At 54.8% G+C, this 23537-nt stretch carries 22 protein-coding genes; 14 read left to right on the top strand and 8 right to left on the bottom strand.

The genetic code is table 11. The annotated features are described in order from the left end of the window. Positions 1-423: 423 nt before the first annotated feature. Both ACTJI7_RS17975 and mdtD read left to right on the top strand, forming a co-directional pair. Positions 424-1131, top strand: a complete 708-nt coding sequence (locus ACTJI7_RS17975) for a FadR/GntR family transcriptional regulator (RefSeq protein WP_049137067.1) — start codon at positions 424-426, stop codon at positions 1129-1131. Continuing rightward, positions 1128-2561, top strand: coding sequence for a multidrug transporter subunit MdtD (gene mdtD / locus ACTJI7_RS17980; RefSeq protein ID WP_049137069.1), 1434 nt, complete (start codon positions 1128-1130; stop codon positions 2559-2561). The genes ACTJI7_RS17975 and mdtD overlap by 4 nt, the downstream gene beginning before the upstream one ends. Here mdtD and rbsR read toward each other — a convergent pair. The 7 genes from rbsR to kup form a co-directional block, all read right to left on the bottom strand. Further along, entirely contained in the window at positions 2527-3519 is a 993-nt protein-coding gene (gene rbsR / locus ACTJI7_RS17985; protein ID WP_028014905.1) for a ribose operon transcriptional repressor RbsR, read from the bottom strand. The genes mdtD and rbsR overlap by 35 nt on opposite strands. A 3-nt stretch (positions 3520-3522) precedes the next feature. Next, on the bottom strand, positions 3523-4452 hold the full coding sequence (gene rbsK / locus ACTJI7_RS17990) for a ribokinase (RefSeq protein WP_063155251.1): 930 nt from the start codon (positions 4450-4452) through the stop codon (positions 3523-3525). A gap of 108 nt (positions 4453-4560) precedes the next feature. Continuing rightward, positions 4561-5454 carry a ribose ABC transporter substrate-binding protein RbsB gene (gene rbsB / locus ACTJI7_RS17995; RefSeq protein WP_047366747.1) on the bottom strand — a complete coding sequence of 298 codons (894 nt, stop codon included), beginning with the start codon at positions 5452-5454 and terminating at the stop codon, positions 4561-4563. A gap of 27 nt (positions 5455-5481) precedes the next feature. Then, entirely contained in the window at positions 5482-6447 is a 966-nt protein-coding gene (gene rbsC / locus ACTJI7_RS18000) for a ribose ABC transporter permease (RefSeq protein WP_006808742.1), read from the bottom strand. A gap of 4 nt (positions 6448-6451) precedes the next feature. After that, positions 6452-7957 carry a ribose ABC transporter ATP-binding protein RbsA gene (gene rbsA, locus ACTJI7_RS18005; RefSeq protein WP_041911754.1) on the bottom strand — a complete coding sequence of 502 codons (1506 nt, stop codon included), beginning with the start codon at positions 7955-7957 and terminating at the stop codon, positions 6452-6454. A 7-nt stretch (positions 7958-7964) separates the two neighbouring features. Beyond that, positions 7965-8384, bottom strand: coding sequence for a D-ribose pyranase (gene rbsD, locus ACTJI7_RS18010; protein WP_063437512.1), 420 nt, complete (start codon positions 8382-8384; stop codon positions 7965-7967). Positions 8385-8611: 227 nt separating this feature from the next. Continuing rightward, on the bottom strand, positions 8612-10480 hold the full coding sequence (kup, locus tag ACTJI7_RS18015) for a low affinity potassium transporter Kup (RefSeq protein WP_045261172.1): 1869 nt from the start codon (positions 10478-10480) through the stop codon (positions 8612-8614). Positions 10481-10701: 221 nt separating this feature from the next. On the opposite strand from kup, the gene ravA reads away from it, so the two are divergent. Beyond that, complete coding sequence (gene ravA / locus ACTJI7_RS18020; RefSeq protein ID WP_045631286.1) at positions 10702-12198, top strand: ATPase RavA; 1497 nt, start codon at positions 10702-10704, stop codon at positions 12196-12198. Further along, a complete protein-coding gene (gene viaA / locus ACTJI7_RS18025; protein WP_028014911.1) occupies positions 12192-13643 on the top strand; it encodes an ATPase RavA stimulator ViaA in 1452 nt (483 codons plus the stop codon). Before ravA ends, viaA begins: the two co-directional genes overlap by 7 nt. Here the strand turns inward: viaA and asnA are convergent, their stop codons facing one another. Continuing rightward, the gene (gene asnA, locus ACTJI7_RS18030) at positions 13644-14636 is read right to left on the bottom strand and encodes an aspartate--ammonia ligase (RefSeq protein WP_041911750.1); all 993 of its coding nucleotides are present in this window, start codon (positions 14634-14636) and stop codon (positions 13644-13646) included. A gap of 151 nt (positions 14637-14787) precedes the next feature. Here asnA and asnC point away from each other — a divergent pair, with 151 nt between their 5' ends. The 10 genes from asnC (at position 14788) to atpA (ending at position 23512) form a co-directional block, all read left to right on the top strand. After that, positions 14788-15246: a transcriptional regulator AsnC gene (gene asnC / locus ACTJI7_RS18035; RefSeq protein ID WP_008500198.1), complete on the top strand. Its 459-nt coding sequence runs from the start codon at positions 14788-14790 to the stop codon at positions 15244-15246. A gap of 90 nt (positions 15247-15336) precedes the next feature. Further along, on the top strand, positions 15337-15786 hold the full coding sequence (gene mioC / locus ACTJI7_RS18040; protein ID WP_041911749.1) for an FMN-binding protein MioC: 450 nt from the start codon (positions 15337-15339) through the stop codon (positions 15784-15786). A 374-nt stretch (positions 15787-16160) separates the two neighbouring features. Beyond that, positions 16161-18050, top strand: a complete 1890-nt coding sequence (mnmG, locus tag ACTJI7_RS18045; protein WP_045261176.1) for a tRNA uridine-5-carboxymethylaminomethyl(34) synthesis enzyme MnmG — start codon at positions 16161-16163, stop codon at positions 18048-18050. 107 nt (positions 18051-18157) lie between these two features. Further along, positions 18158-18781 (top strand): 16S rRNA (guanine(527)-N(7))-methyltransferase RsmG, encoded by a 624-nt coding sequence (rsmG, locus tag ACTJI7_RS18050; protein ID WP_028014915.1) that lies wholly within the window; start codon positions 18158-18160, stop codon positions 18779-18781. Between the two features lie 616 nt (positions 18782-19397). Next, on the top strand, positions 19398-19778 hold the full coding sequence (gene atpI / locus ACTJI7_RS18055; protein ID WP_008500194.1) for a F0F1 ATP synthase subunit I: 381 nt from the start codon (positions 19398-19400) through the stop codon (positions 19776-19778). Positions 19779-19786: 8 nt separating this feature from the next. After that, on the top strand, positions 19787-20602 hold the full coding sequence (gene atpB / locus ACTJI7_RS18060) for a F0F1 ATP synthase subunit A (protein ID WP_028014916.1): 816 nt from the start codon (positions 19787-19789) through the stop codon (positions 20600-20602). 49 nt (positions 20603-20651) lie between these two features. Then, positions 20652-20891 (top strand): F0F1 ATP synthase subunit C, encoded by a 240-nt coding sequence (gene atpE, locus ACTJI7_RS18065; protein ID WP_000429386.1) that lies wholly within the window; start codon positions 20652-20654, stop codon positions 20889-20891. A 48-nt stretch (positions 20892-20939) separates the two neighbouring features. Then, complete coding sequence (gene atpF / locus ACTJI7_RS18070; RefSeq protein ID WP_003862370.1) at positions 20940-21410, top strand: F0F1 ATP synthase subunit B; 471 nt, start codon at positions 20940-20942, stop codon at positions 21408-21410. A gap of 14 nt (positions 21411-21424) precedes the next feature. Then, positions 21425-21958, top strand: a complete 534-nt coding sequence (atpH, locus tag ACTJI7_RS18075) for a F0F1 ATP synthase subunit delta (RefSeq protein ID WP_003862369.1) — start codon at positions 21425-21427, stop codon at positions 21956-21958. Positions 21959-21970: 12 nt separating this feature from the next. Next, positions 21971-23512: a F0F1 ATP synthase subunit alpha gene (gene atpA / locus ACTJI7_RS18080; protein WP_003862367.1), complete on the top strand. Its 1542-nt coding sequence runs from the start codon at positions 21971-21973 to the stop codon at positions 23510-23512. Positions 23513-23537: the final 25 nt, after the last annotated feature.

Here is a 23537-nt window from a genome sequence, read left to right on the forward strand (position 1 = left end):
ATGAATTACGTATGTTCACTCAGAGACTTGGTATTCATTTTTCGTCCGAGGACGTTAAGAATCCATGTCACTTTGAGTGCCCACACAGATTGTCTGATAAATTGTTAAAGAGCAGTGCCGCTTCGTTTTTGCTGCGGCGCGGGGTGTGCATATTACGCTTTCCCGCTTCAGAGTCAAGCGTTTATTTTCGCTGTTCTCTGCTGACCCGGCGGCGTGTGTGCCGTTGCTCCGTGTCAGTGGAGGCGCATTATAGGGCGTTATTCTTAAGTGACAAGAGGAAATTCAAAAAAAGTTTCTGACCGTGTTTTTTTTCACCAACAGAGGTGATATCAAGCTACAAATTGTTCTATTTGATGTATCTGCAACCACAATCACATTCGAGGTGGCATAATTAACAGCATGAAACATTAAGGAATAAAAGCGATGCCATTAAGCGCACAACAGCTGGCCGCCCAAAAAAATCTGTCCTATGTGCTGGCAGAAAAGCTGGCGCAGCGGATTTTAGCGGGTAAATATGCCCCGGGGAGCATCCTGCCGGGTGAAATGGAGCTGGGTGAGCAGTTTGGAGTAAGCCGTACCGCGGTTCGCGAGGCGGTGAAAACCCTGACGGCAAAAGGTATGGTGCTTCCACGCCCTCGTATTGGCACGCGCGTGATGCCACAGAATAACTGGAATTTTCTCGATCAGGAGCTGCTCTCCTGGTGGATGACCGAAGACAACTTTCATCAGGTCGTCGATCACTTTCTTGTAATGCGCAGCAGCCTTGAACCTCAGGCATGCCTGCTTGCCGCCACGCTCGGGACAGCAGAGCAGAAAGCGCAGCTTAACGCACTCATGGAAGAGATGGTGTTCCTGAAAAAACACTTCAACCGGGAACGATGGATTGAGGTCGATATGGCCTGGCATGAACATATCTATATGATGAGCGCCAATCCGTTCCTCACTTCCTTTGCTTCGTTATTCCATTCGGTGTACCACACCTACTTTACCTCTATTACACAAGACGAAGTGGTAAAGCTGGATTTGCATCAGGCGATAGTAGATGCCATTCAGGAGAGCGACGGGCAGCGAGCCCTGACTGCATGTCAGGCATTGCTGACCGCACCAACCCACCAGCAGGTAAATAAATGACAGAGAAAAAAGCGCGCAGCATGGCCGGATTGCCGTGGATTGCAGCCATGGCGTTCTTTATGCAGGCACTGGATGCCACCATCCTCAATACGGCGCTTCCCGCCATTGCGCAAAGCCTTAACCGCTCCCCGCTGGCAATGCAGTCCGCCATCATCAGCTACACCCTCACGGTGGCGATGTTGATCCCGGTAAGTGGCTGGCTGGCCGATCGCTTCGGTACCCGCAGAGTTTTCATGCTGGCCGTAACGCTCTTTACGCTCGGTTCACTGGCCTGCGCGCTCTCCACTTCATTAACGGAGCTGGTTATCTTTCGCGTACTGCAGGGAATAGGCGGCGCGATGATGATGCCGGTGGCGCGCCTCGCTTTGCTGCGTGCCTACCCACGCAGCGAACTGCTCCCCGTACTCAACTTTGTCACCATGCCGGGGCTGGTCGGCCCAATACTTGGCCCGGTCCTCGGGGGTGTGCTGGTTACCTGGGCAAGCTGGCACTGGATTTTCCTGATTAATATTCCGATTGGCGTGGCAGGGCTGATCTATGCCCGCAAATATATGCCGAACTTCACCACGCCAAGGCGCAGCTTCGATATGGGCGGCTTTTTCCTGTTTGGACTGAGCCTGGTGCTGTTCTCCAGTGGCATGGAGCTCATTGGCGAGAAGCTCGTTGAAACGTGGCTGGCGCTCGCCGTCATCCTCAGTGGTATTCTGCTGTTCCTTCTTTATATACGCCATGCGCGTCGTCACCCGACACCGCTTATCTCTTTATCTCTCTTTAACACCCGAACCTTTTCCGTCGGGATCGCGGGAAATATTGCCTCACGTCTGGGCACAGGCTGCGTACCGTTCCTGATGCCATTGATGCTGCAGGTGGGGTTCGGCTACCCGGCGCTGATTGCCGGCTGCATGATGGCGCCCACGGCAATGGGTTCCATTCTGGCGAAATCGACGGTCACACAGGTACTGCGCTGGTTTGGCTATCGTAAAACGCTGGTTGGCGTGACGGTCTTTATCGGTCTGATGATTACGCAGTTCTCGCTGCAATCCGCGGCGTTACCGGTCTGGATGTTGATCCTGCCGCTGTTTGTGCTGGGAATGGCGATGTCAACGCAGTTCACGTCGATGAACACCATCACCCTTGCGGACCTGACCGACGAGAACGCGAGCAGCGGCAACAGTGTACTGGCGGTGACCCAACAGCTGTCGATCAGCCTCGGGGTAGCCGTGAGCGCGGCGGTGCTGCGGTTTTATGAAGGGTTTGACGGCACGAATACCGTTGAGCAGTTCCACTATACCTTTATCACCATGGGCGCGCTTACCGTGGTGTCGGCGCTGGTCTTTATGTTGTTAAAACCGAAAGATGGCCGGAACCTGATTAAAGAACGTCACAAAGAGAAAGCTAAACCGAACCGCGTTCCATCAGAACAGGAGTAAGCTGCAAACGTTGCTGTTGCAGCGTGGGCTGCGCCATACGGTGGATCAACACGTCGATGGCCAGCTCACCCAGTTCATCCTTCGGCTGATGGATCGTGGTCAGCGGCGGCGTCATGTAGCGCGCCAGTTCGATATCATCGTAACCCACGATCGCCATATCGTCCGGAACGCGCAGTCCCGCCTGATACAGCGCCTGATAGGCACCAAACGCCATCGCATCGTTGCCGATAAACACCGCCTGCGGGCGAGGCTCTTGCGCCAGCAGCGTCTGCATTGCCTCGAAACCGCCGTTAAACTCGAAATCGCCGGTGATGCGATAGCCATCAGGAATGGCAAGCCCTGCCCGCTCCATTGCCGAAAGATAGCCTTCCAGACGCAAGCGCGCCGGGGTTTTATCCAGCGGGCCGGTAATGCAGGCAATGCGGGTATGGCCTTTATCAATCAGGTGCTGCGTCGCCATATCGCCACCCAGCAGCGAGTTATCCTGAATCAGATCGCTGGTCCCGTCGAACGGCGCCCAGTCCATCATTACCGTGGGAATAGAAGGATAGCGCTGAATGATCTCTTTTGAAGGTTGATGCGTTTCGGTACAGAGCAGCAGCAGCCCGTCGACGCGTTTTTGCATCAGCGTTTCCAGGTTGCGGTTCATGCGCTGCTCGTCGCCTTCGGTATTGCACAGCACCAGACTGTAGCCACGCTCGAAGCAGCTGCGCTCTACGCCACGAACAAGTTCAGAATAGAAAGGATTGGTACTGGCCGTGATCAGCATGCCGATGGTGCGCGTCTGGTTAAGCTTCAGACTGCGCGCCAGCGCCGACGGCGCATAGTTGAGGTCTTTTACTGCGGCTTCGACTTTCTCCCGAATCGCCTCGCTGACGAAGCGGTCGTTATTAATAACGTGAGAGACGGTCGAAGTAGAAACGCCCGCCATGCGGGCGACATCTTTCATCGTAGCCAAGCGTTACCCCTGCTGACTTAAGAATTCGTCGATCTCTTTACGCCACGGAACGGAAGGCTGTGCGCCTTTGCGCGTCACCGCAATCGCGGCGGCGGCATGCGCAAAGCGGATCGCGTCATCCATCGCTTTTCCTTCCAGCAATGCCGTCACCAGCGCACCGTTGAAGGTGTCTCCAGCGGCGATGGTATCGATGGCTTTGACCTTAAAGCCCGGCACGCGACGGCCTTCGCCATTGACGCTAGCCCACACCCCGCGGCTACCAAGAGTAATGATAACGGTCCCGATGCCTTTTGCATGCAGCACTTTCGCCGCACGCGCGGCATCATTGTCATTTTCAACGCGAATGCCCGTCAGCTTTTCCGCTTCGGTTTCGTTCGGCGTAATGATGTCCACCAGTGCCAGCAGTTCATCTGATAATACACGGGCAGGCGCAGGGTTAAGTACGACAGTGGTATGATTTTCATGCGCAATTTTCGCGGCGGTCAGCACGCTTTCAACCGGGGACTCCAGCTGCATCAGCAGGGCCTCGGCCCCGCCAATGATTGCACGTTGCGCTTCTACGCGCTCCGTTGTTAGCGCTGCGTTAGCGCCAGCATGAATACCGATGACATTCTCACCTTCAGCGTTAACGAAAATCAGCGCCACGCCGGTAGACTCTCCCGCGACAACGCTGACCGGTGCGATATCGATGTTGTCGCTCGCCAGCTGCTTGCGTACGCGCTCGCCGGTATCGTCATCACCCGTACAGGCGATAAACGCGATATTCGCCCCGCTGCGCCCGGCGGCAACTGCCTGGTTTGCGCCCTTACCGCCGAATGCGACCTGATACTGATTGCCGGTGACGGTTTCGCCCGGAGTGGGGAACGTTTCAAGGTTAAGAATGTGATCGGCATTGATACTGCCAAGGACGACGAGGTTGCCTGCGGTTTTCATGTATTGAGGTGTCCATCTGAGAGCGCCACCGGTATTACCCGGTGGCGTATGCCACACTTTTCTTTTATTTGGTGTCCCTCAGGCAGCCAGCGACTGCCTGAATCGCCTTTACTGCTTAATGACCAGCTTCAGGTCAACAGGATATTTGGCCTGAACTTTTTCGCCCTTCAGCACTTTGTCGGCAGTTTCAACGCCAGTCGCGCCAATCTGCTCAGGCAGCTGAGCGATGGTCGCAGCCAGTTTGCCATCATTTACTGCTTTTTCACCATCCGGCGTGCCGTCAAATCCGACAACCATCACATCTGATTTACCTGCGGTCTGCAGGGCACGCAGCGCGCCCAGCGCCATTTCATCGTTCTGTGCAAATACCGCCTGCACATCTGGATGCGCGGTCAGCAGGTTCTGCATGACGTTCAGACCCTTAGTACGGTCGAAGTCTGCCGGCTGGCTGGCCAGCACGTTGAATTTGTGTGCAGCCACGGCCTGCTGGAAGCCTTCACCACGTTCACGGGCCGCGGAAGTACCGGCGATACCCTGCAGTTCGATAACTTTCGCGCCTTCACCGGCTTTCTTCGCGATGTAGTCACCAGCAATTTTACCGCCCAGCACGTTATCAGACGCAATGTGGCTCACAACTTCGCCTTTCGTTGCCTGACGGTCCAGAGTGATCACCGGAATTTTCGCCTGGTTTGCCATCTTCACGGCGTTGCCTACGGCATCAGAATCGGTTGGGTTGATCAGCAGAATTTTGGTGCCACGAACGGTTAAGTCCTGAACGTTAGCCAGCTCTTTCGCCGGGTTGTTCTGTGAATCCAGCACCACCAGGTTGTAGCCCAGTTTGTCCGCTTCTTTCTGCGCACCGTCCTTCAGGGAGACGAAGAACGGGTTGTTCAGGGTAGAGACAACCAGCGCGATGGTATCTTTCGCCATGGCGTTAGCACTTACGGTTGCGCTCAGCGCGACAGCGGAAACCAGGGTAGCCAGTTTTTTTTTCATGTTCATATCTAAGATGTCCTGTAGTGTCGTCAGTTACTGTTTTTTGTTGTCTACCAGTACCGCCAGCAAAATCACCACTGCCTTAACGATCATCTGGTAATAGGAGGAAACACCTAACAAATTCAAACCATTATTCAGGAAACCGAGGATCAGTGCGCCGATCAATGTCCCAACAATGCGACCTTTACCGCCCGCAAGGCTCGTACCGCCCAGAACCACCGCCGCGATGGCATCCAGCTCGTACCCCGTCCCCGCCGTCGGCTGTGCGGAAGAGAGGCGCGCCACTTCGATGATGCCCGCCAGAGAGGCCAGCAGGCCGCACAGGGAGTACACGATAATTTTGACTTTATTAACGCTGATACCGGACAGGCGCGTGGCCGCTTCGTTACCACCCAGCGCATAGATATAACGGCCCAGGCGGGTATGGTGCAGCATGTACCACGCCGCCAGGAAGACGATAGCCATGATCCAGACCGGGGTCGGGACACCCAGCGGGCGACCGATACCGAACCAGCCAAACAGATCCGCGTTATCCGTAAACCCGGTATTCACCGGGCTACCGTTGGTGTAAACCATGGTCACACCGCGCAGCAGCAGCATCATCACCAGCGTGGCGATAAACGCCTGAACGCGGCCTTTTGCCACAATCACGCCAGTTACGGCACCAATCGCCGCGCCAGCCGCCAGTGCAGCCGCAACGGCCACCAGCGCGTTGACCTCAATTCCCACAATTGAAGCGGCGATCGCACCGGTGAGCGCCAGCAGGGAACCGACGGACAGATCGATACCCGAGGTCAAAATCACCAGCGTCATGCCGACCGCCATAATGGCGTTCACCGACGTCTGCTGCAGAATGTTGAACAGGTTATTGACGGTAAAAAAGTTCGGGCTCATGGTCGAGACAATCGCGATCAGCACCAGCAGGGCAATCAGCGATTTTTGTTCCATCAGCCATGCCTTTGTGAAATAGCGGCGACCAGAAACAGCCTGGGTAGTCATCTTCTTACTCCTGATTCACGCGATTAAGCTTGCCCACAGCGGCAGCCATCAGAACTTCCTGGGTGGCCTGCTCGCGAGTGAATTCACCGCCGAGATGCCCTTCATGCATGACGATAATGCGATCGCTCATGCCTAATACTTCTGGCATCTCGGAAGAGACCAGAATGATGCTCAGACCGTCGGCCTTGAACTGGTTAATCAGCTGATAGATCTCTTTTTTCGCGCCCACGTCCACGCCGCGGGTTGGCTCGTCGAGAATCAGCACCTTCGGGCGCGTCATCAGCCCGCGGGCAATCGCCACTTTCTGCTGATTCCCGCCGGACAGCAGGCCAATAGCCTGCTCCATCGACGGGGTTTTAACGTTGAAGAGACGGATAAAATCACTGACCGCCTGCTGCTCATCTTTATGCTTCAGGCTGCCGCCGCTATGGCTGAAATAGCGCAGCGCGGTGAGGGACATATTCTCTTTCACCGACATGCCCAGCACTAAGCCGTCGCGCTTGCGGTCTTCGGAGATATAGACGATGCCGTTCGCCAGCCCGTCCTGCGGCGAGCGGGTCACCACTTCATGGCCGTCAAGAGTAACGTAACCGCTGGTGCGCGGCAGTGCACCGTACAGCACTTTCATCAGCTCGGTACGGCCCGCGCCCATCAGGCCCGCCACGCCCAGGATCTCGCCCTGACGCAGGGTAAAGGTCACATCGTTTACGCCTGGGCCGCAGAGGTTATCTACCTTCAGGCGGATCTCGCCCGGCGCTTTGTCCAGATGCGGATATTGGTCTTCGAGCTTACGTCCCACCATCATTTCGATCAGCGTATCTTCGGTCAGCGTCGCCACTTCGCGCTCGGCGATAAACTGGCCGTCGCGGAAGACGGTAACGTCGTCGCAAATTTCGAAGATCTCTTTCATGCGGTGAGAGATATAGACAATGCCGCGTCCCTGCGCTTTGAGCTCGCGGATCACGCGGAACAGGGATTCGGTTTCGGTATCGGTCAGGGCATCGGTCGGTTCATCCATAATGATGACCTTCGACTCGAAGCTCAGCACCTTCGCGATTTCCACCATCTGCTGATCGCCGATGGAGAGGTCGCCCACCAGGCGGTCGCTCTTAAAGCGCAGGTTCAGCTTCGCCAGCAGCTTGTCCGCTTCGGCGTACATGGTTTTCCAGTCGATTTTGCCGAACCGGTTCACGAACTCGCGGCCCAGGAAGATGTTCTCCGCAATGGTCAGCTGCGGGATCAGGTTCAGCTCCTGGTGAATAATGCCGATGCCCGCTTCCTGAGAGGATTTCGGGCCGTTAAAGGTGGTTTCTTTACCCAGCCAAACGAGTGAACCGGCATCGCGCTGGTAGATCCCGGTCAGCACTTTCATCATGGTGGATTTGCCGGCACCGTTTTCGCCCACCAGCGCCATCACGCGTCCTGGGTAGACGTTAAGCGCCGCACCGGAGAGGGCTTTTACGCCCGGGAACGACTTATCGATCCCTTTGAGTTGCAGTAATGCGTCCATGATGGCCTCAGAAGGTGACGCCAGCACAGAGAATGATATTCGCATACGGGGAACACTCCCCGCTGCGAATCACCGCCTGACTGTCTGCGGTTTGTTGTTTGAACTGTTCGTGCGTTGTGTAACGAATTTCTATGGTGTTTCCCTGGTGTTGTTGCAGTTGCTCAATGTGGCTGAGCAACGTTTCGTGGAGTTGCGGATTATGTTGTTTGATTTCCGCCGCGAGAATGGCCGCCTCAACCTGCATCTCCGTCGTCACCACCTCCAGTACCTGCATAAACGAGGGCACGCCCTGCGTTAACGCCATATCGATACGGGTTGTGCTGCGCGGAACCGGTAAGCCTGCATCGCAAACCACCAGCGTATCGGTATGCCCAAGACGGGAAATAACCGATGAGATTTCTGAGTTGAGAACCGTGCCTTTCTTCATTTTCTTGCTCCACTAGCGAAACGTTTCGCTAAAAATAGTGTAGCCGCATAAATGTTCAGAAAACCATCATGACGTAACGGATTTGTGATCAACGTCGAAACGTTTCGCTAAGTGAAATGGAGGGGGAGGTAAATGCAAAACGGTAACCGTCAGGTTACCGTTTTAGATGTTTGCGCCCTCTCCCTGTGGGAGAGGGCCGGGGTGAGGGCATCAGGCCGCACGGAGACTTAAATCTCGACCTGCGTCCCCAGCTCAATGACGCGGTTAGGCGGGATCTCAAACTGGTCAGGCGCGCGCAGGGCGTTACGCTGCAGGATCAGATACAGCTTGCCGCGCAGACGCAGGTACCATGGGCGCTTGCCGATGATCAGCGACTCGTGGGACATAAAGAACGACGTCTCCATCATCCGGCAGCTTAACCCTTCCAGACCGCAGCGGTGGAACACCTCTTCCACGTTCGGCGTTTCGCGCCAGCCGTAGCTCGCCACCACGCGCCAGAAGGTCGGGGACAGCTGCTCAATCTGTACGCGGCGCACGTTGTGAACGTACGGCGCATCTTCGGTGCGCAGCGTCAGCAGGATCACGCGCTCGTGCAGCACTTTGTTGTGCTTAAGGTTATGCATCAGCGCAAACGGGATCACATTCAGGGCACGAGACATGTAAACCGCGGTACCCGGCACGCGCACCGGCGGGGATTTCTCAAGCGACGCGATCATCGCCTCCAGAGAATTACCGTGTTCATGCATGCGGCGCAGCAGGCGGAAGCGCTCGCTTTTCCATGTGGTCATGACAATGAACATCAACAGGCCCAGCGTCAGCGGCAGCCAGCCACCGGAGACAATTTTGTCGAGGTTCGCAGAGAACAGCGGCACGTCAATGCACAGGAAGCCCACCAGAATCATCCCCACGAGGAACTTATTCCAGTGCCAGTTGCGGTACGCCACCGTGGTGGAGAGAAGCGACGTCAGCACCATCGTACCGGTCACGGCAATACCGTAGGCCGCCGCCAGATTACTGGAGTGTTCGAAGCTAACAATCACGATCACAACAGCAAAATAGAGCAGCCAGTTAACGAACGGGATGTAGATCTGGCCCGACTCCATCTCTGAGGTATGGATGATGCGCATTGGCGAGAGATATCCCAGACGAACGGCCTGACGGGTCAGAGAGAACACCCCGGAAATCACCGCCTGAGAGGCAATCACGGTCGCCAGCGTTGCGAGGATCAGCATAGGCACCAGCGCCCAGTCAGGTGCCAGCAGGAAGAATGGGTTCTTAATCGCTTCCGGGTTCTTGAGCAACAGCGCGCCCTGACCGAAGTAGTTCAGCACCAGCGACGGGAGCACCACAATAAACCATGCCACGCGGATAGGCAGCTTCCCGAAATGCCCCATGTCAGCATAGAGCGCCTCCACACCGGTGATGGAGAGCACGACCGCACCCAGCGCCACGAAGGAAACCACTTTGTATTCAAGGAAGAAATGCACCGCCCAGTAAGGGTTCAGCGCATGCAGCACTTCCGGGTTCGCAATAATGCTGCGCAAACCGAGCGCCGCCAGGATCAGGAACCAGGCCAGCATAATCGGCGCAAACAGTTTGCCCACCAGCCCGGTACCGTGTTTCTGGATCATGAACAGCAGCGTCAACACGATGATTGCCAGCGGGACAACCCAGGCATCAAGCTGCGGGGCAATAATCTCCAGCCCTTCAATCGCCGAGAGCACCGAGATAGCCGGTGTTATCACCACTTCCCCGTAGAAGAAGCTGCCACCTATCAGGCCGATAATCACCAGCACAGACGTCATTCTGGCCGAGGTATTGCGACCGGCAAGGGACATCAGGGTCAGGATCCCGCCTTCGCCCGCATTATCTGCACGCATAACGAAGGAGAGATATTTAACGGAAACGACCAGAATCAGCAGCCAGAAGATGAGGGACAGGAAGCCAAACACGGCATCGCGCTCAACACCAAAGCCAAACTGGCCGGACAAACATTCACGAAGCGTATAAAGTGGGCTGGTGCCGATATCACCGTAGACAACCCCGATCGCCGCAAGCGTTATTGCGGGTAATGATTGCTTATTATCAGTGCTCATAGACTAGTCTTTTCGTTTAAATAACAAATGTGTTCCTGTCCCTTGGTCCACAAAAAGCGCACAGTATGCACGATTCATTGCAAAATCGTACCCCTAAATGCAACCGCATTAATGTAGCGCAAAGAAAATTGCGCCGCACTTCAGCCTATTACCAGCCCTGACTGAAACGTCTATACTCGCTTCAATTGGCCGCCACAACGGCGAAAGGATGCAAAACTATTATGGCTCACTCACATTTATTAGCAGAAAGAATTTCCCGCCTCAGCAGCGCGCTGGAGAAAGGCCTTTACGAGCGTAGCCACGCCATTCGCCTTTGCCTGCTGGCGGCATTGAGCGGTGAAAGCGTATTTCTGCTGGGACCGCCGGGCATTGCCAAAAGTTTGATTGCACGCCGCCTAAAGTTCGCTTTCCAGAACGCTCGCGCATTCGAGTATTTGATGACGCGCTTCTCCACGCCAGAAGAAGTTTTCGGCCCGCTTTCTATTCAGGCGCTGAAAGATGAAGGGCGCTATGAGCGTCTGACGGCGGGCTATCTCCCGGAAGCGGAAATCGTCTTTCTTGATGAGATCTGGAAAGCCGGCCCGGCCATTCTGAATACCCTGCTGACGGCAATCAACGAACGCCGCTTCCGCAACGGCGCGAGCGAAGAGAAGATCCCCATGCGCCTGCTGGTGGCCGCGTCAAACGAACTGCCCGAAGCCGACAGCAGCCTGGAAGCGCTGTATGACCGTATGCTGATCCGCCTGTGGCTGGATAAAGTCCAGGATAAATCAAACTTCCGTTCAATGCTGGTGAGCCAGCAGGACGAAAACGAAAACCCGGTCGCGCCTTCACTGCAGGTGACGGACGAGGAGTACCATCAGTGGCAGGACGAGATCGGTAAAATTAAGCTGCCCGACGCCGTCTTTGAGCTGATCTTCATGCTGCGCCAGCAGCTTGATTCCCTGCCTTCCGCCCCGTACGTCTCGGATCGTCGCTGGAAAAAAGCGATCCGTCTGCTCCAGGCCAGCGCGCTGTTCAGCGGTCGCGACGCGGTCGCCCCTATCGATCTGATCCTGCTAAAAGACTGCCTCTGGCACGACGCAGAAGGCATGAACCTGATGCAGCAGCAGCTGGACGTTTTGATGACCGGGCACGCCTGGGGGCAGCAGGCGATGCTCAACCAGCTGGGGGCGATTGCCCAACGGCGCATTCAGCTCCAGCAGCAGCAAAGCGATAAAACCGCGCTAAAAGTGAACCGACTGGGCGGCATGTTCGCCCGCAAACCGCATTACGAGCTACCCGCCGATCTGACCGGCACGACGCTGACACTGCTGCTCCAGCAGCCCCTCAAGCTGCATGATATGCAGGTGGTGCACATTACGATTGAACGCGAGCCGCTGGCGCAGTGGCTGGATAAGGGCGGGGAGATCCGCGGAAAGCTCAACGGCATCGGTTTCGCGCAGCCGCTGAATATGGAAGTGGACAGCAGTCAGCACCTGGTGATCCGCGACGTGAGCCTTCAGGGATCGCGTCTTGCGCTTCCCGGCACCGCCTCGGACAGCGTGCCGGAAGAGATTAAACAGCAGCTGGAAGCGCTGGATACCGAATGGCATCAGCAGCACACCCGCTTCAGCGAGCAGCAAAAATGCCTCTTTATTCATAGCGATTGGCTAGGTCGCATTGAAGCCAGCCTGCAGGACGTCAGCGCGCAGATCAAACAGGCGCGTCAATGCTAACGCTGGACACACTCAATATGATGCTGGCCGTCAGCGAGGAAGGGTTGATCGAGGAAGTGGTGATTACCCTTCTGGCATCGCCGCAGCTGGCGGCCTTCTTTGAAAAATTCCCGAAGCTCAAAAAAGCGATGACGGACGATCTCCCGCGCTGGCGCGACAATCTGCGGCAGCGGTTTAAGGAGACAGAAGTCCCGCCCGAACTGACGGAGGAAGTCGCGGCCTATCAGCAGTGTCAGCGGCTATCGACGCCACAGTTTATCGTCCAGATCCCGCAAACCCTTACCCTGCTCGATAAAGTCCACTCTCCGTTTGCCAGCCAGGCCAGAACGCTGGTCACAGAAAACGTCACCTTTACCCCGGCGCTGCACACGCTCTTTTTACAGCGCTGGCGCCTGAGCCTGGTCGTCCAGGCTACCACGTTGAACCAACAGCTTCTGGATGAAGAGCGGGAACAGCTGCTCAGCGAAGTCCAGGAACGCATGACGCTGAGTGGCCAGCTCGAAGAGGTGCTGGTAGAAAATGAAAACGCCGCTGGTCGCCTCTGGGATATGAGCGCCGGGCAGCTGCGGCGCGGGGATTATCAGCTGATCGTGAAGTACGGCGACTTTCTTACCCAGCAGCCGGAGCTGATGAAGCTCGCGGAACAGCTCGGCCGCTCGCGAGAGGCCAAATCGGTCCCAAAGAAGGATGCCCCGATGGAAACCTTCCGCACCCTTGTACGCGAACCGGCTACCGTGCCGGAGCAGGTCGACGGACTCCAGCAAAGCGATGACATCCTGCGCCTGCTGCCGACCGAGCTAAGCACGCTGGGAATGACCGAACTGGAGTATGAGTTTTACCGTCGGCTGGTGGAAAAACAGCTTCTCACCTATCGGCTGCACGGCGAAGCCTGGCGAGAGAAGCTCAGCCAGCGCCCGGTCGTGCATCAGGACTTTGATGAGCAGCCGCGCGGGCCGTTTATTGTCTGCGTGGATACGTCCGGCTCAATGGGCGGCTTTAACGAGCAGTGTGCGAAGGCGTTCTGTCTGGCGCTGATGCGCGTGGCGCTCGCTGACCGCCGTCGCTGCTTTATCATGCTCTTCTCCAGCGAAGTCGTGGGCTACGAGCTGACGAACCAGCAGGGCATTGAGCAGGCCATCCGCTTTTTAAGCCAGCGTTTTCGCGGCGGCACCGATCTGGCCAGCTGTTTTCGCAGCATTGTAGAACGGATGCAGGGCGGCGACTGGTACGACGCTGACGCGGTGGTGATTTCCGATTTCATTGCCCAGCGGCTGCCGGAAGATGTGGTAAATAAAGTGAAGGAGCTGCAGCGCGTGCACCAGCATCGTTTTCATGCCGTGGCGATGTCCGCACATGGAAAACCCGGCATCATGCGCATCTTCGATCATATCTGGCGCTTTGATACCGGGTTGCGTAGCCGTCTGCTCAGACGCTGGCGGCGTTAATTAAAGAAGAGAATCGACGCTTTCACGTACCTGCTGCGGCCAGACTCCACATTGCACCTGACCAATGTGAGACAGTTGCAGCAGCAGCATGGTCAGACGGGACTGCCCGATACCGCCGCCGATGGTCTGCGGCATTTCACCGCGCAGCAGCGCCTGATGCCACTCTAATTTAAGGCGATCTTCATCACCGGTCACCGCCAGCTGGCGCTTCAGCGCCTCTGCATCCACGCGGATCCCCATCGAAGAGAGCTCAAACGCATCTTCCAGAACCGGGTTCCAGACCAGAATATCGCCGTTCAGACCGGCATATTCGCTTTCGCCCGCGGTGCTCCAGTCATCATAATCCGGCGCACGAACGTCGTGACGTTTGCCATCAGACAGTTTGCCGCCGATGCCAATCAGAAATACCGCGCCCAGTTCTTTGGCGATCGCCCGCTCGCGGCCTTTGGCATCAAGATCCGGGAAGCGGCTCAGCAGTTCCTGGCTGTGGACAAAGTGGATCGTATCCGGCAGGAACGGTACCAGACCAAACTCTTTGCTCACGGCCGCTTCGGTCGCTTTGATCCCCGCGTAGATCGCCTCAACGGTGGATTTCAGCGTGCCGACGTGGCGTTCACCATCTCCCATTACTCGCTCCCAGTCCCACTGGTCAACGTAGACAGAGTGAATAGGGGAGAGGCGGTCTTCATCGGGGCGAAGGGCTTTCATGTGCGTGTAGAGCCCTTCGCCCGCGCTGAAGTCGTGTTGTCCCAGGGTTTGACGCTTCCACTTCGCCAGGGAATGCACCACTTCGAACTGGGCGTCTGGCAGTGTTTTCACTTTTACCTGTACCGCTTTTTCGCATCCAGACAGGTTATCCTGCGTCCCGTCACCCACGCGGCTCAGAATCGGCGCCTGAACTTCAATAAGACCAAGCTTCTCTTCCAGCTGGCGGGAAAAATGGGATTTTACGAAACTGATCTGGCGTTGTTTTGCGATGTAAGCGGTTTTCATTATTTATACTCCTGCGTCCTGTTGATAATGATTAAGCAACAGAATCGACACTTAATTCAATAACCCATCAACAAAAAGCCACCTTCACTTTTGATTCGTTAAAATAAGACGCTAGAATAGACGTATTCATTAATCTTCATAAGAAAAAGCTATGGAAAATTATCAGATCGACAATCTGGACCGCGGCATCCTTGAGGCCTTAATGGCCAATGCCCGTACAGCCTACGCCGAACTGGCGAAACAGTTTGGCGTCAGCCCGGGAACCATTCACGTTCGCGTAGAGAAGATGAAGCAGGCAGGGATTATTACCGGCGCGCGCATCGACGTCAGCCCGAAGCAGCTGGGTTACGACGTCTGCTGCTTCATCGGCATTATTCTTAAAAGCGCAAAAGATTACCCCTCCGCGCTGGCAAAGCTGAACGCGCTCGATGAAGTCACCGAGGCGTACTACACCACCGGGCACTACAGCATCTTTATTAAGGTGATGTGCCGCTCCATCGATGCCCTCCAGCAGGTACTTATCAACAAGATCCAAACAATCGATGAAATTCAGTCCACCGAGACACTGATCTCCCTGCAAAACCCGATCATGCGTACCATCCGCCCGTGATCGGGCAAATTCATTCCCACATTTTCCACAGGTAGATCCCAGCTCGTTCACAGCGTACAATGATCCCCTCTTTATCTGAGCGAGCGATCAATGGCGGACATTACCCTTATCAGCGGCAGCACTCTTGGCGGTGCGGAATACGTAGCGGAACATCTGGCTGAGAAGCTGGAAGATGCAGGCTTTTCTACACAAACGCTGCACGGGCCGCTGCTTGAAGATCTCCCGGCTGACGGGGTCTGGCTGCTGATCACCTCCACGCACGGCGCGGGCGATCTGCCGGATAACCTGCAACCTTTATATGACGAACTGCTGGAACAGCAGCCCGACCTGTCAAACGTCCGTTTTGGCGCAGTGGGGATCGGCAGTCGTGAATATGACACCTTTTGCGGGGCAATAGAGAAGGTCGAAGCCGCTGTTACCGCTTGCGGAGCAAAACAGCTGGGTGAAACGCTCAAGATCAACATCCTCGATCATGACATTCCGGAAGATCCAGCCGAGATCTGGCTCGCGGAATGGAAAAATTTACTCAAAAACGATTAAAGATCGCGCGAACAGATGTGGATAACTCTGGTTAAAAGCTCGTATTAACCCGTAGTTATCCAAAGAACAACCCTAGCGTCGTTTTTGGCCTGTGTATAAAGTCGCGATCTGATCCCAGCTTATACGGTCCTGGATCACCGATCATTCACAGCAAACGATCCTTCCTAACTGCATGATCTTATTTGCAGGATCGGACTTATCCACACGTGTCCGCGATCCTAATAAGAGATCACAATAGAACAGATCTCTAAATAAAAAGATCTTCTTTTTAATAGCCCAGGATCCCAATGCTTTCTCGAAAGACTAAAGTTGAGTAGAATCCACGGCCCGGGCTTCAATCCATTTTCATACCGCTTTACGCGAGGCAGACCACCATGTTTTATCAGGATCCTTTTGACGTCATCATCATTGGCGGGGGTCATGCAGGCACTGAGGCCGCAATGGCCGCAGCGCGAATGGGTCAGCAGACCCTGCTTTTGACACACAATATCGACACGCTGGGACAAATGTCCTGTAATCCGGCGATTGGCGGCATTGGGAAAGGACACCTGGTAAAAGAAGTGGATGCACTTGGCGGCCTGATGGCGAAAGCGATCGATCATGCGGGCATTCAGTTTAGGATACTAAACGCGAGTAAAGGCCCTGCTGTTCGCGCCACTCGTGCGCAGGCAGACCGCGTGCTTTATCGTCAGGCCGTGCGCACCGCGCTGGAGAACCAGCCGAACCTGATGATCTTCCAGCAGGCGGTAGAAGATCTTATCGTTGAGAACGATCGCGTCGTGGGCGCCGTGACCCAGATGGGCCTCAAGTTCCGCGCCAAAGCCGTGGTGCTAACGGTCGGGACATTCCTGGACGGCAAAATCCATATTGGTCTGGACAACTACAGCGGTGGCCGTGCTGGCGATCCGCCGTCCATTCCGCTGTCTCGTCGTCTGCGTGAACTGCCGCTGCGCGTCAGCCGTCTGAAAACCGGCACGCCGCCGCGTATCGATGCGCGCACCATTGATTTCAGCGTACTGGCCCAACAGCACGGCGATAACCCGATGCCGGTTTTCTCGTTCATGGGCAACGCGGCGCAACACCCGCAGCAGGTACCGTGCTACATCACGCATACCAACGAAAAAACCCATGACGTGATCCGCAATAACCTCGATCGCAGCCCAATGTACGCTGGCGTGATCGAAGGGATCGGCCCACGTTACTGCCCGTCGATCGAAGACAAAGTGATGCGCTTTGCCGATCGTAACCAGCACCAGATCTTCCTAGAGCCGGAAGGGCTGACCTCGAACGAAATTTACCCGAACGGCATCTCCACCAGCCTGCCATTCGACGTGCAGATGCAAATTGTTCGCTCAATGCAGGGGATGGAGAATGCGAAAATCGTTCGCCCTGGCTACGCTATTGAGTACGATTTCTTCGACCCGCGTGACCTGAAGCCGACGCTGGAGAGCAAATTCATCCACGGTCTGTTCTTCGCGGGGCAGATCAACGGCACCACCGGCTACGAAGAAGCCGCAGCGCAGGGGTTGCTTGCCGGTCTGAACGCTGCCCGCTTCTCTGCCGAGAAAGAGGGCTGGGCGCCGGCGCGTTCTCAGGCCTATCTGGGCGTTTTGGTCGACGATCTCTGCACGCTGGGCACCAAAGAACCGTACCGTATGTTTACCTCTCGCGCGGAATATCGTCTGATGCTGCGCGAGGACAACGCCGACCTGCGTCTGACCGAGATAGGCCGCGAGCTGGGTCTGGTGGATGACGAACGCTGGGCGCGCTTCAACGAGAAGCTGGAACGTATTGAACAGGAGCGTCAGCGCCTGAAAACCACGTGGGTAAACCCACAGGCGGAAACCGCTGCCGAAGTGAACGCTCACTTAACAGCGCCGCTGTCGCGTGAAGCCAGCGGCGAAGATCTGCTGCGTCGTCCTGAAGTCACCTACGAGAATCTGGTCAAACTGACCGCGTTCGCACCGGGCCTTGAAGACGCTGAAGCTGCCGAGCAGGTCGAAATTCAGGTGAAGTACGAAGGCTACATCGCGCGTCAGCAGGATGAGATCGAAAAACAGCAGCGCAACGAAAACACGCTGCTGCCGGAAATGCTGGACTACCGTCAGGTGACGGGCCTTTCCAACGAAGTGATCGCTAAGCTGAACGATCACAAACCGGTATCGATTGGCCAGGCCTCCCGTATCTCGGGCGTTACGCCGGCGGCGATTTCGATCCTGCTGGTGTGGCTGAAAAAGCAGGGCATGCTGCGCCGTAGCGCGTAATTGACATTGCTTTTGGCGGGTGGCGCTTCGCTGACCCGCCCTACTTATTCGTAGGCCCGGTAAGCGGCAGCGCCACCGGGCAAAAAAACTCTCAACAGGTATTCACCGTGCTCAACAAACTCTCTCGTCTGCTGGATCAGGCAGGTATTTCGCTCACCGATCACCAGAAAAACCAGCTGGTGGCGTATGTCGATATGCTGAACAAATGGAATAAAGCGTACAACCTGACGTCTGTGCGCGATCCCAACGAGATGCTGGTTCGCCATATTCTCGATAGTATCGTGGTGGCGCCGTACCTGAAAGGTGGACGTTTTATCGACGTGGGGACGGGGCCGGGTTTGCCGGGCGTTCCGCTGTCGATTGTCCGACCTGAGAGCCATTTCACGCTGCTGGACAGCCTGGGCAAGCGCGTGCGCTTTTTACGCCAGGTTCAGCATGAACTGAAGCTCGATAACATCACGCCCGTACAGAGCAGGGTAGAGGAGTTTCCGGCAGAGCCGCCGTTTGACGGCGTTATCAGCCGTGCGTTTGCTTCGCTCAATGACATGGTGAGCTGGTGTAAGCATCTGCCGGCAGAAGATGGCCGTTTTTATGCGCTGAAAGGGCAGCTGCCCGGTGATGAAATTGAACAGCTTCCGGACGGTTTTAGCGTTGAAACCATCGAGAAATTAAACGTTCCGCAGCTCGACGGTGAACGTCATCTGGTGATAATTAAGCCAAACAATTTTTAAAAAAATAATAAAAAATGTGGAATTTGTGCTGTTCTGAGTATGTTAAAAAACAGCACAACTAACCGGGATTAACCAGAGAGCGTTTAACCGCTTTTTTACCAGGGATTTTCTTGCGGTTAACCTCAAGTCGATTATTCATCGCGAAGATAGTCAACTATGAAAATATCAGCCTGCTAAAAGTGGAAGGCTGTAACCAGAACGCAATGTTAATTATTTATTAAGAATGTCAATAAAAGGTTTTTATTGTGTACGGGGCTGTTTTGAAAATAGTTGCGATATTTTGTGTTTAATTTCAGAAAGATAATCCTGGACGATTTACGGCTTTGATAAATACAACCTTATCGCAAATGTGTGTTTTGTGATCTCGTGCACGCTTTGTAGTCAACGTTTTCGCGCTGTTTGCAGTTTTGCTCGAAGGTCGGTGCTTTCTACGAAAGTTAAAAAATAGCGCTGGGGAAAAATATTTAAACATTTATTCACCTTTTCGCTACTTAATGTTTGAAATCACGGGTACGCACCGTATAATTTGTCCGCTTTTTGATGCTTGACTCTGAGCCTTAAAGGACGTTTTATACGACACGCGGCATACCTCGAAGGGAGCAGGAGTAAAAACGTGATGTCTGTGTCGCTCTTGAGTAGAAACGTTGCTCGTAAGCTTCTGTTCATTCAGTTTCTGGCTGTGATAGCAAGTGGACTGCTGTTTAGCCTCAAAGACCCCTTCTGGGGCATCTCCGCCGTGTGCGGGGGTTTGGCGGTCGTGCTGCCAAACGTGTTGTTTATGATTTTTGCCTGGCGTCATCAGGCGCATACACCCGCCAAAGGCCGCGTGGCCTGGTCCTTCGCTCTCGGCGAAGTGTGTAAGGTGTTGCTGACCTTTGCTCTACTGGTGATGGCGCTGGCGGTTTTGAAAGTGGTATTCATGCCGCTGATAGCAACGTGGGTTTTGGTGCTGGTGGTACAAGTTCTGGCTCCAGCTGTAATCAATAACAAAGGGTAAAAGGCATCATGGCTTCAGAAAATATGACGCCGCAGGATTACATAGGTCACCATCTGAATAACCTTCAGCTGGACCTGCGTACATTCTCGCTGGTGGATCCACATAACCCCCCGGCCACCTTCTGGACGATCAACATCGACTCCATGTTCTTCTCGGTGGTTTTGGGTCTTCTGTTCCTGGCCATGTTCCGCAGCGTTGCTAAAAAAGCGACCAGCGGTGTTCCAGGGAAATTCCAGACGTTCGTTGAGATGATCATCGGCTTCGTCCATGGCAGCGTGAAAGACATGTACCATGGTAAGAGCAAGCTGATTGCTCCGCTGGCCCTGACCGTGTTCGTTTGGGTCTTCCTGATGAACCTGATGGACCTGCTGCCAATTGACCTGCTGCCGTTCATCGGCGAGCACATCTTCGGCCTGCCTGCGCTGCGTGTTGTACCGTCTGCGGACGTGAACATCACCCTGTCTATGGCGCTGGGCGTGTTTATCCTGATTCTTTTCTACAGCATCAAAATGAAAGGCGTAAGCGGCTTTGTGAAAGAGCTTACCTTGCAGCCGTTCAACCACTGGGCGTTTATTCCGGTCAACCTGATCCTGGAAGGCGTTAGCCTGCTGTCCAAACCTGTTTCACTGGGTCTGCGACTGTTCGGCAACATGTATGCGGGTGAGCTGATTTTCATTCTGATCGCGGGTCTTCTGCCGTGGTGGTCACAGTGGGTTCTGAATGTGCCATGGGCCATTTTCCACATCCTGATCATTACGCTGCAAGCCTTTATCTTCATGGTTCTGACGATCGTCTATCTGTCGATGGCGTCTGAAGAGCACTGATTTTTTACCAACACTACTACGTTTTAATTGAAACAAACTGGAGACTGTCATGGAAAACCTGAATATGGATCTGCTGTACATGGCTGCCGCTGTGATGATGGGTCTGGCGGCTATCGGTGCTGCGATCGGTATCGGCATCCTCGGAGGTAAATTCCTGGAAGGCGCAGCGCGTCAACCTGATCTGATTCCTCTGCTGCGTACTCAGTTCTTTATCGTTATGGGTCTGGTGGATGCTATCCCAATGATCGCTGTAGGTCTGGGTCTGTACGTGATGTTTGCTGTCGCGTAGTAGTTGTTTTAAAACCCCAAGCCACAGAAATTTAAGAGGTATTGTGCTGTGAACATGAACGCAACAATCCTCGGCCAGGCCATCGCGTTTATTCTCTTTGTCTGGTTCTGCATGAAGTATGTATGGCCGCCTTTAATGGCTGCCATCGAAAAACGTCAGAAAGAAATTGCTGACGGTCTGGCTTCCGCAGAACGCGCTAAGAAAGATTTGGACCTTGCACAGGCCAACGCGACAGACCAGCTGAAAAAAGCGAAAGCTGAAGCTCAGGTAATCATTGAACAGGCTAACAAGCGCCGTTCTCAGATCCTGGACGAAGCCAAAGCTGAAGCAGAACAGGAACGTACTAAGATCGTGACACAGGCTCAGGCTGAAATTGAAGCTGAGCGTAAACGTGCTCGTGAAGAACTGCGTAAGCAGGTTGCGATTCTGGCTGTTGCTGGCGCCGAGAAGATCATCGAACGTTCCGTGGATGAAGCTGCTAACAGCGACATCGTGGACAAACTTGTCGCTGAACTGTAAGGAGGGAGGGGCTGATGTCTGAATTTGTTACGGTAGCTCGCCCCTACGCCAAAGCAGCTTTTGACTTTGCTGTCGAACACCAAAATGTCGATCGCTGGCAGAATATGCTGGCGTTTGCCGCTGAGGTGACGAAAAACGAACAAATGGCCGAGTTGCTTTCCGGTGCGTTAGCGCCTGAAACCCTCGCCGCGTCGTTTATCGCCGTGTGCGGAGAGCAACTGGATGCCAACGGCCAGAACCTGATTAAGGTGATGGCAGAAAATGGTCGTCTCCGTGTGCTCCCGGATGTTCTCGAGCAGTTTGAGCACTTACGTGCCCTTAGTGAAGCAACTGCAGAAGTCGAAGTGACTTCCGCGACTGAACTGAGTGACGAACAGCTTGCGAAAATCACCGCCGCGATGGAAAAACGTCTGTCACGCAAAGTTAAGCTGAATTGCAAAATCGATAAGTCTGTAATGGCAGGCGTAATCATCCGCTCGGGTGATATGGTCATTGATGGCAGCGTACGCGGCCGTCTTGAGCGCCTTGCAGACGTCTTGCAGTCTTAAGGGGACTGGAGCATGCAACTGAATTCCACCGAAATCAGCGAACTGATCAAGCAGCGCATTGCTCAGTTCAATGTTGTGAGTGAAGCTCACAACGAAGGTACTATTGTTTCTGTAAGTGACGGTGTTATCCGCATCCACGGCCTGGCCGATTGTATGCAGGGTGAGATGATTTCCCTGCCGGGTAACCGTTACGCTATCGCACTGAACCTGGAGCGCGACTCCGTAGGTGCAGTTGTGATGGGTCCATACGCTGACCTCGCCGAAGGCATGAAGGTTAAGTGTACTGGCCGTATTCTGGAAGTGCCGGTTGGCCGTGGCCTGCTGGGTCGCGTTGTTAACACCCTGGGTGCGCCAATCGACGGTAAAGGTCCGGTTGAGCACGATGGCTTCTCCCCAATCGAAGTTATCGCACCAGGCGTTATCGACCGTCAGTCCGTTGATCAGCCAGTGCAGACTGGTTATAAGTCCGTTGACGCCATGATCCCAATCGGTCGTGGTCAGCGTGAACTGATCATCGGTGACCGTCAGACCGGTAAAACCGCGATGGCAATCGACGCCATCATCAACCAGCGTGACTCCGGCATCAAATGTGTGTACGTGGCTATCGGCCAGAAAGCGTCCACCATTTCTAACGTGGTTCGTAAACTGGAAGAGCACGGCGCACTGTCTAACACCATCGTTGTGGTAGCAACCGCGTCTGAATCTGCTGCACTGCAATACCTGGCGCCATACGCCGGTTGCGCAATGGGCGAATACTTCCGTGACCGCGGTGAAGATGCGCTGATCGTGTACGATGACCTGTCTAAACAGGCTGTTGCTTATCGTCAGGTTTCCCTGCTGCTCCGTCGTCCACCAGGACGTGAAGCATTCCCGGGCGACGTATTCTACCTCCACTCTCGTCTGCTGGAGCGTGCTTCCCGCGTTAACGCGGAATACGTCGAGAACTTCACCAAAGGTGAAGTGAAGGGCAAAACAGGTTCTCTGACCGCGCTGCCGATCATTGAAACCCAGGCGGGTGACGTTTCTGCGTTCGTTCCGACCAACGTAATCTCCATTACCGATGGTCAGATCTTCCTGGAAACCAACCTGTTTAACTCCGGTATTCGTCCGGCGGTTAACCCGGGTATCTCCGTATCCCGTGTGGGTGGTGCTGCTCAGACCAAGATCATCAAGAAACTGTCCGGTGGTATCCGTACCGCGCTGGCACAGTATCGTGAACTGGCTGCGTTCTCTCAGTTCGCATCCGATCTGGACGAAGCAACCCGTAAACAGCTGAGCCACGGTCAGAAAGTGACCGAGCTGCTGAAGCAGAAACAGTACGCTCCAATGTCTGTTGCTCAGCAGGGCCTGGTACTGTTCGCGGCTGAACGCGGTTACCTCGAAGATGTGGAACTGGCGAAAATCGGTAGCTTTGAAGCCGCTCTGCTGGCTTACGTTGACCGTGATCACGCTCCGCTGATGCAAGAGATCAACCAGACCGGTGGCTATAACGACGAAATCGAAGGCAAGCTGAAAGCTATCCTCGATTCCTTCAAAGCAACCCAATCCTGGTAATCGTCCGGCGGCTTGTCTCAGGGCA

The sequence above is a fragment of the Enterobacter sp. 22499 genome (genome assembly GCF_052044815.1).
In the GTDB taxonomy this organism is placed as follows: domain Bacteria; phylum Pseudomonadota; class Gammaproteobacteria; order Enterobacterales; family Enterobacteriaceae; genus Enterobacter; species Enterobacter bugandensis.

What these genes read in the sequence shown, in the direction of transcription:
- ACTJI7_RS17975 (WP_049137067.1), top strand. Translation starts at nt 424, where the DNA reads ATGCCATTAAGCGCACAACAGCTGGCCGCCCAAAAAAATCTGTCCTAT.
- mdtD (WP_049137069.1), top strand. Translation starts at nt 1,128, where the DNA reads ATGACAGAGAAAAAAGCGCGCAGCATGGCCGGATTGCCGTGGATTGCA.
- rbsK (WP_063155251.1), bottom strand. Translation starts at nt 4,452, where the DNA reads ATGAAAACCGCAGGCAACCTCGTCGTCCTTGGCAGTATCAATGCCGAT.
- rbsB (WP_047366747.1), bottom strand. Translation starts at nt 5,454, where the DNA reads ATGAACATGAAAAAAAAACTGGCTACCCTGGTTTCCGCTGTCGCGCTG.
- rbsC (WP_006808742.1), bottom strand. Translation starts at nt 6,447, where the DNA reads ATGACTACCCAGGCTGTTTCTGGTCGCCGCTATTTCACAAAGGCATGG.
- rbsA (WP_041911754.1), bottom strand. Translation starts at nt 7,957, where the DNA reads ATGGACGCATTACTGCAACTCAAAGGGATCGATAAGTCGTTCCCGGGC.
- rbsD (WP_063437512.1), bottom strand. Translation starts at nt 8,384, where the DNA reads ATGAAGAAAGGCACGGTTCTCAACTCAGAAATCTCATCGGTTATTTCC.
- kup (WP_045261172.1), bottom strand. Translation starts at nt 10,480, where the DNA reads ATGAGCACTGATAATAAGCAATCATTACCCGCAATAACGCTTGCGGCG.
- ravA (WP_045631286.1), top strand. Translation starts at nt 10,702, where the DNA reads ATGGCTCACTCACATTTATTAGCAGAAAGAATTTCCCGCCTCAGCAGC.
- viaA (WP_028014911.1), top strand. Translation starts at nt 12,192, where the DNA reads ATGCTAACGCTGGACACACTCAATATGATGCTGGCCGTCAGCGAGGAA.
- asnA (WP_041911750.1), bottom strand. Translation starts at nt 14,636, where the DNA reads ATGAAAACCGCTTACATCGCAAAACAACGCCAGATCAGTTTCGTAAAA.
- asnC (WP_008500198.1), top strand. Translation starts at nt 14,788, where the DNA reads ATGGAAAATTATCAGATCGACAATCTGGACCGCGGCATCCTTGAGGCC.
- mioC (WP_041911749.1), top strand. Translation starts at nt 15,337, where the DNA reads ATGGCGGACATTACCCTTATCAGCGGCAGCACTCTTGGCGGTGCGGAA.
- mnmG (WP_045261176.1), top strand. Translation starts at nt 16,161, where the DNA reads ATGTTTTATCAGGATCCTTTTGACGTCATCATCATTGGCGGGGGTCAT.
- atpI (WP_008500194.1), top strand. Translation starts at nt 19,398, where the DNA reads ATGTCTGTGTCGCTCTTGAGTAGAAACGTTGCTCGTAAGCTTCTGTTC.
- atpB (WP_028014916.1), top strand. Translation starts at nt 19,787, where the DNA reads ATGGCTTCAGAAAATATGACGCCGCAGGATTACATAGGTCACCATCTG.
- atpE (WP_000429386.1), top strand. Translation starts at nt 20,652, where the DNA reads ATGGAAAACCTGAATATGGATCTGCTGTACATGGCTGCCGCTGTGATG.
- atpH (WP_003862369.1), top strand. Translation starts at nt 21,425, where the DNA reads ATGTCTGAATTTGTTACGGTAGCTCGCCCCTACGCCAAAGCAGCTTTT.
- atpA (WP_003862367.1), top strand. Translation starts at nt 21,971, where the DNA reads ATGCAACTGAATTCCACCGAAATCAGCGAACTGATCAAGCAGCGCATT.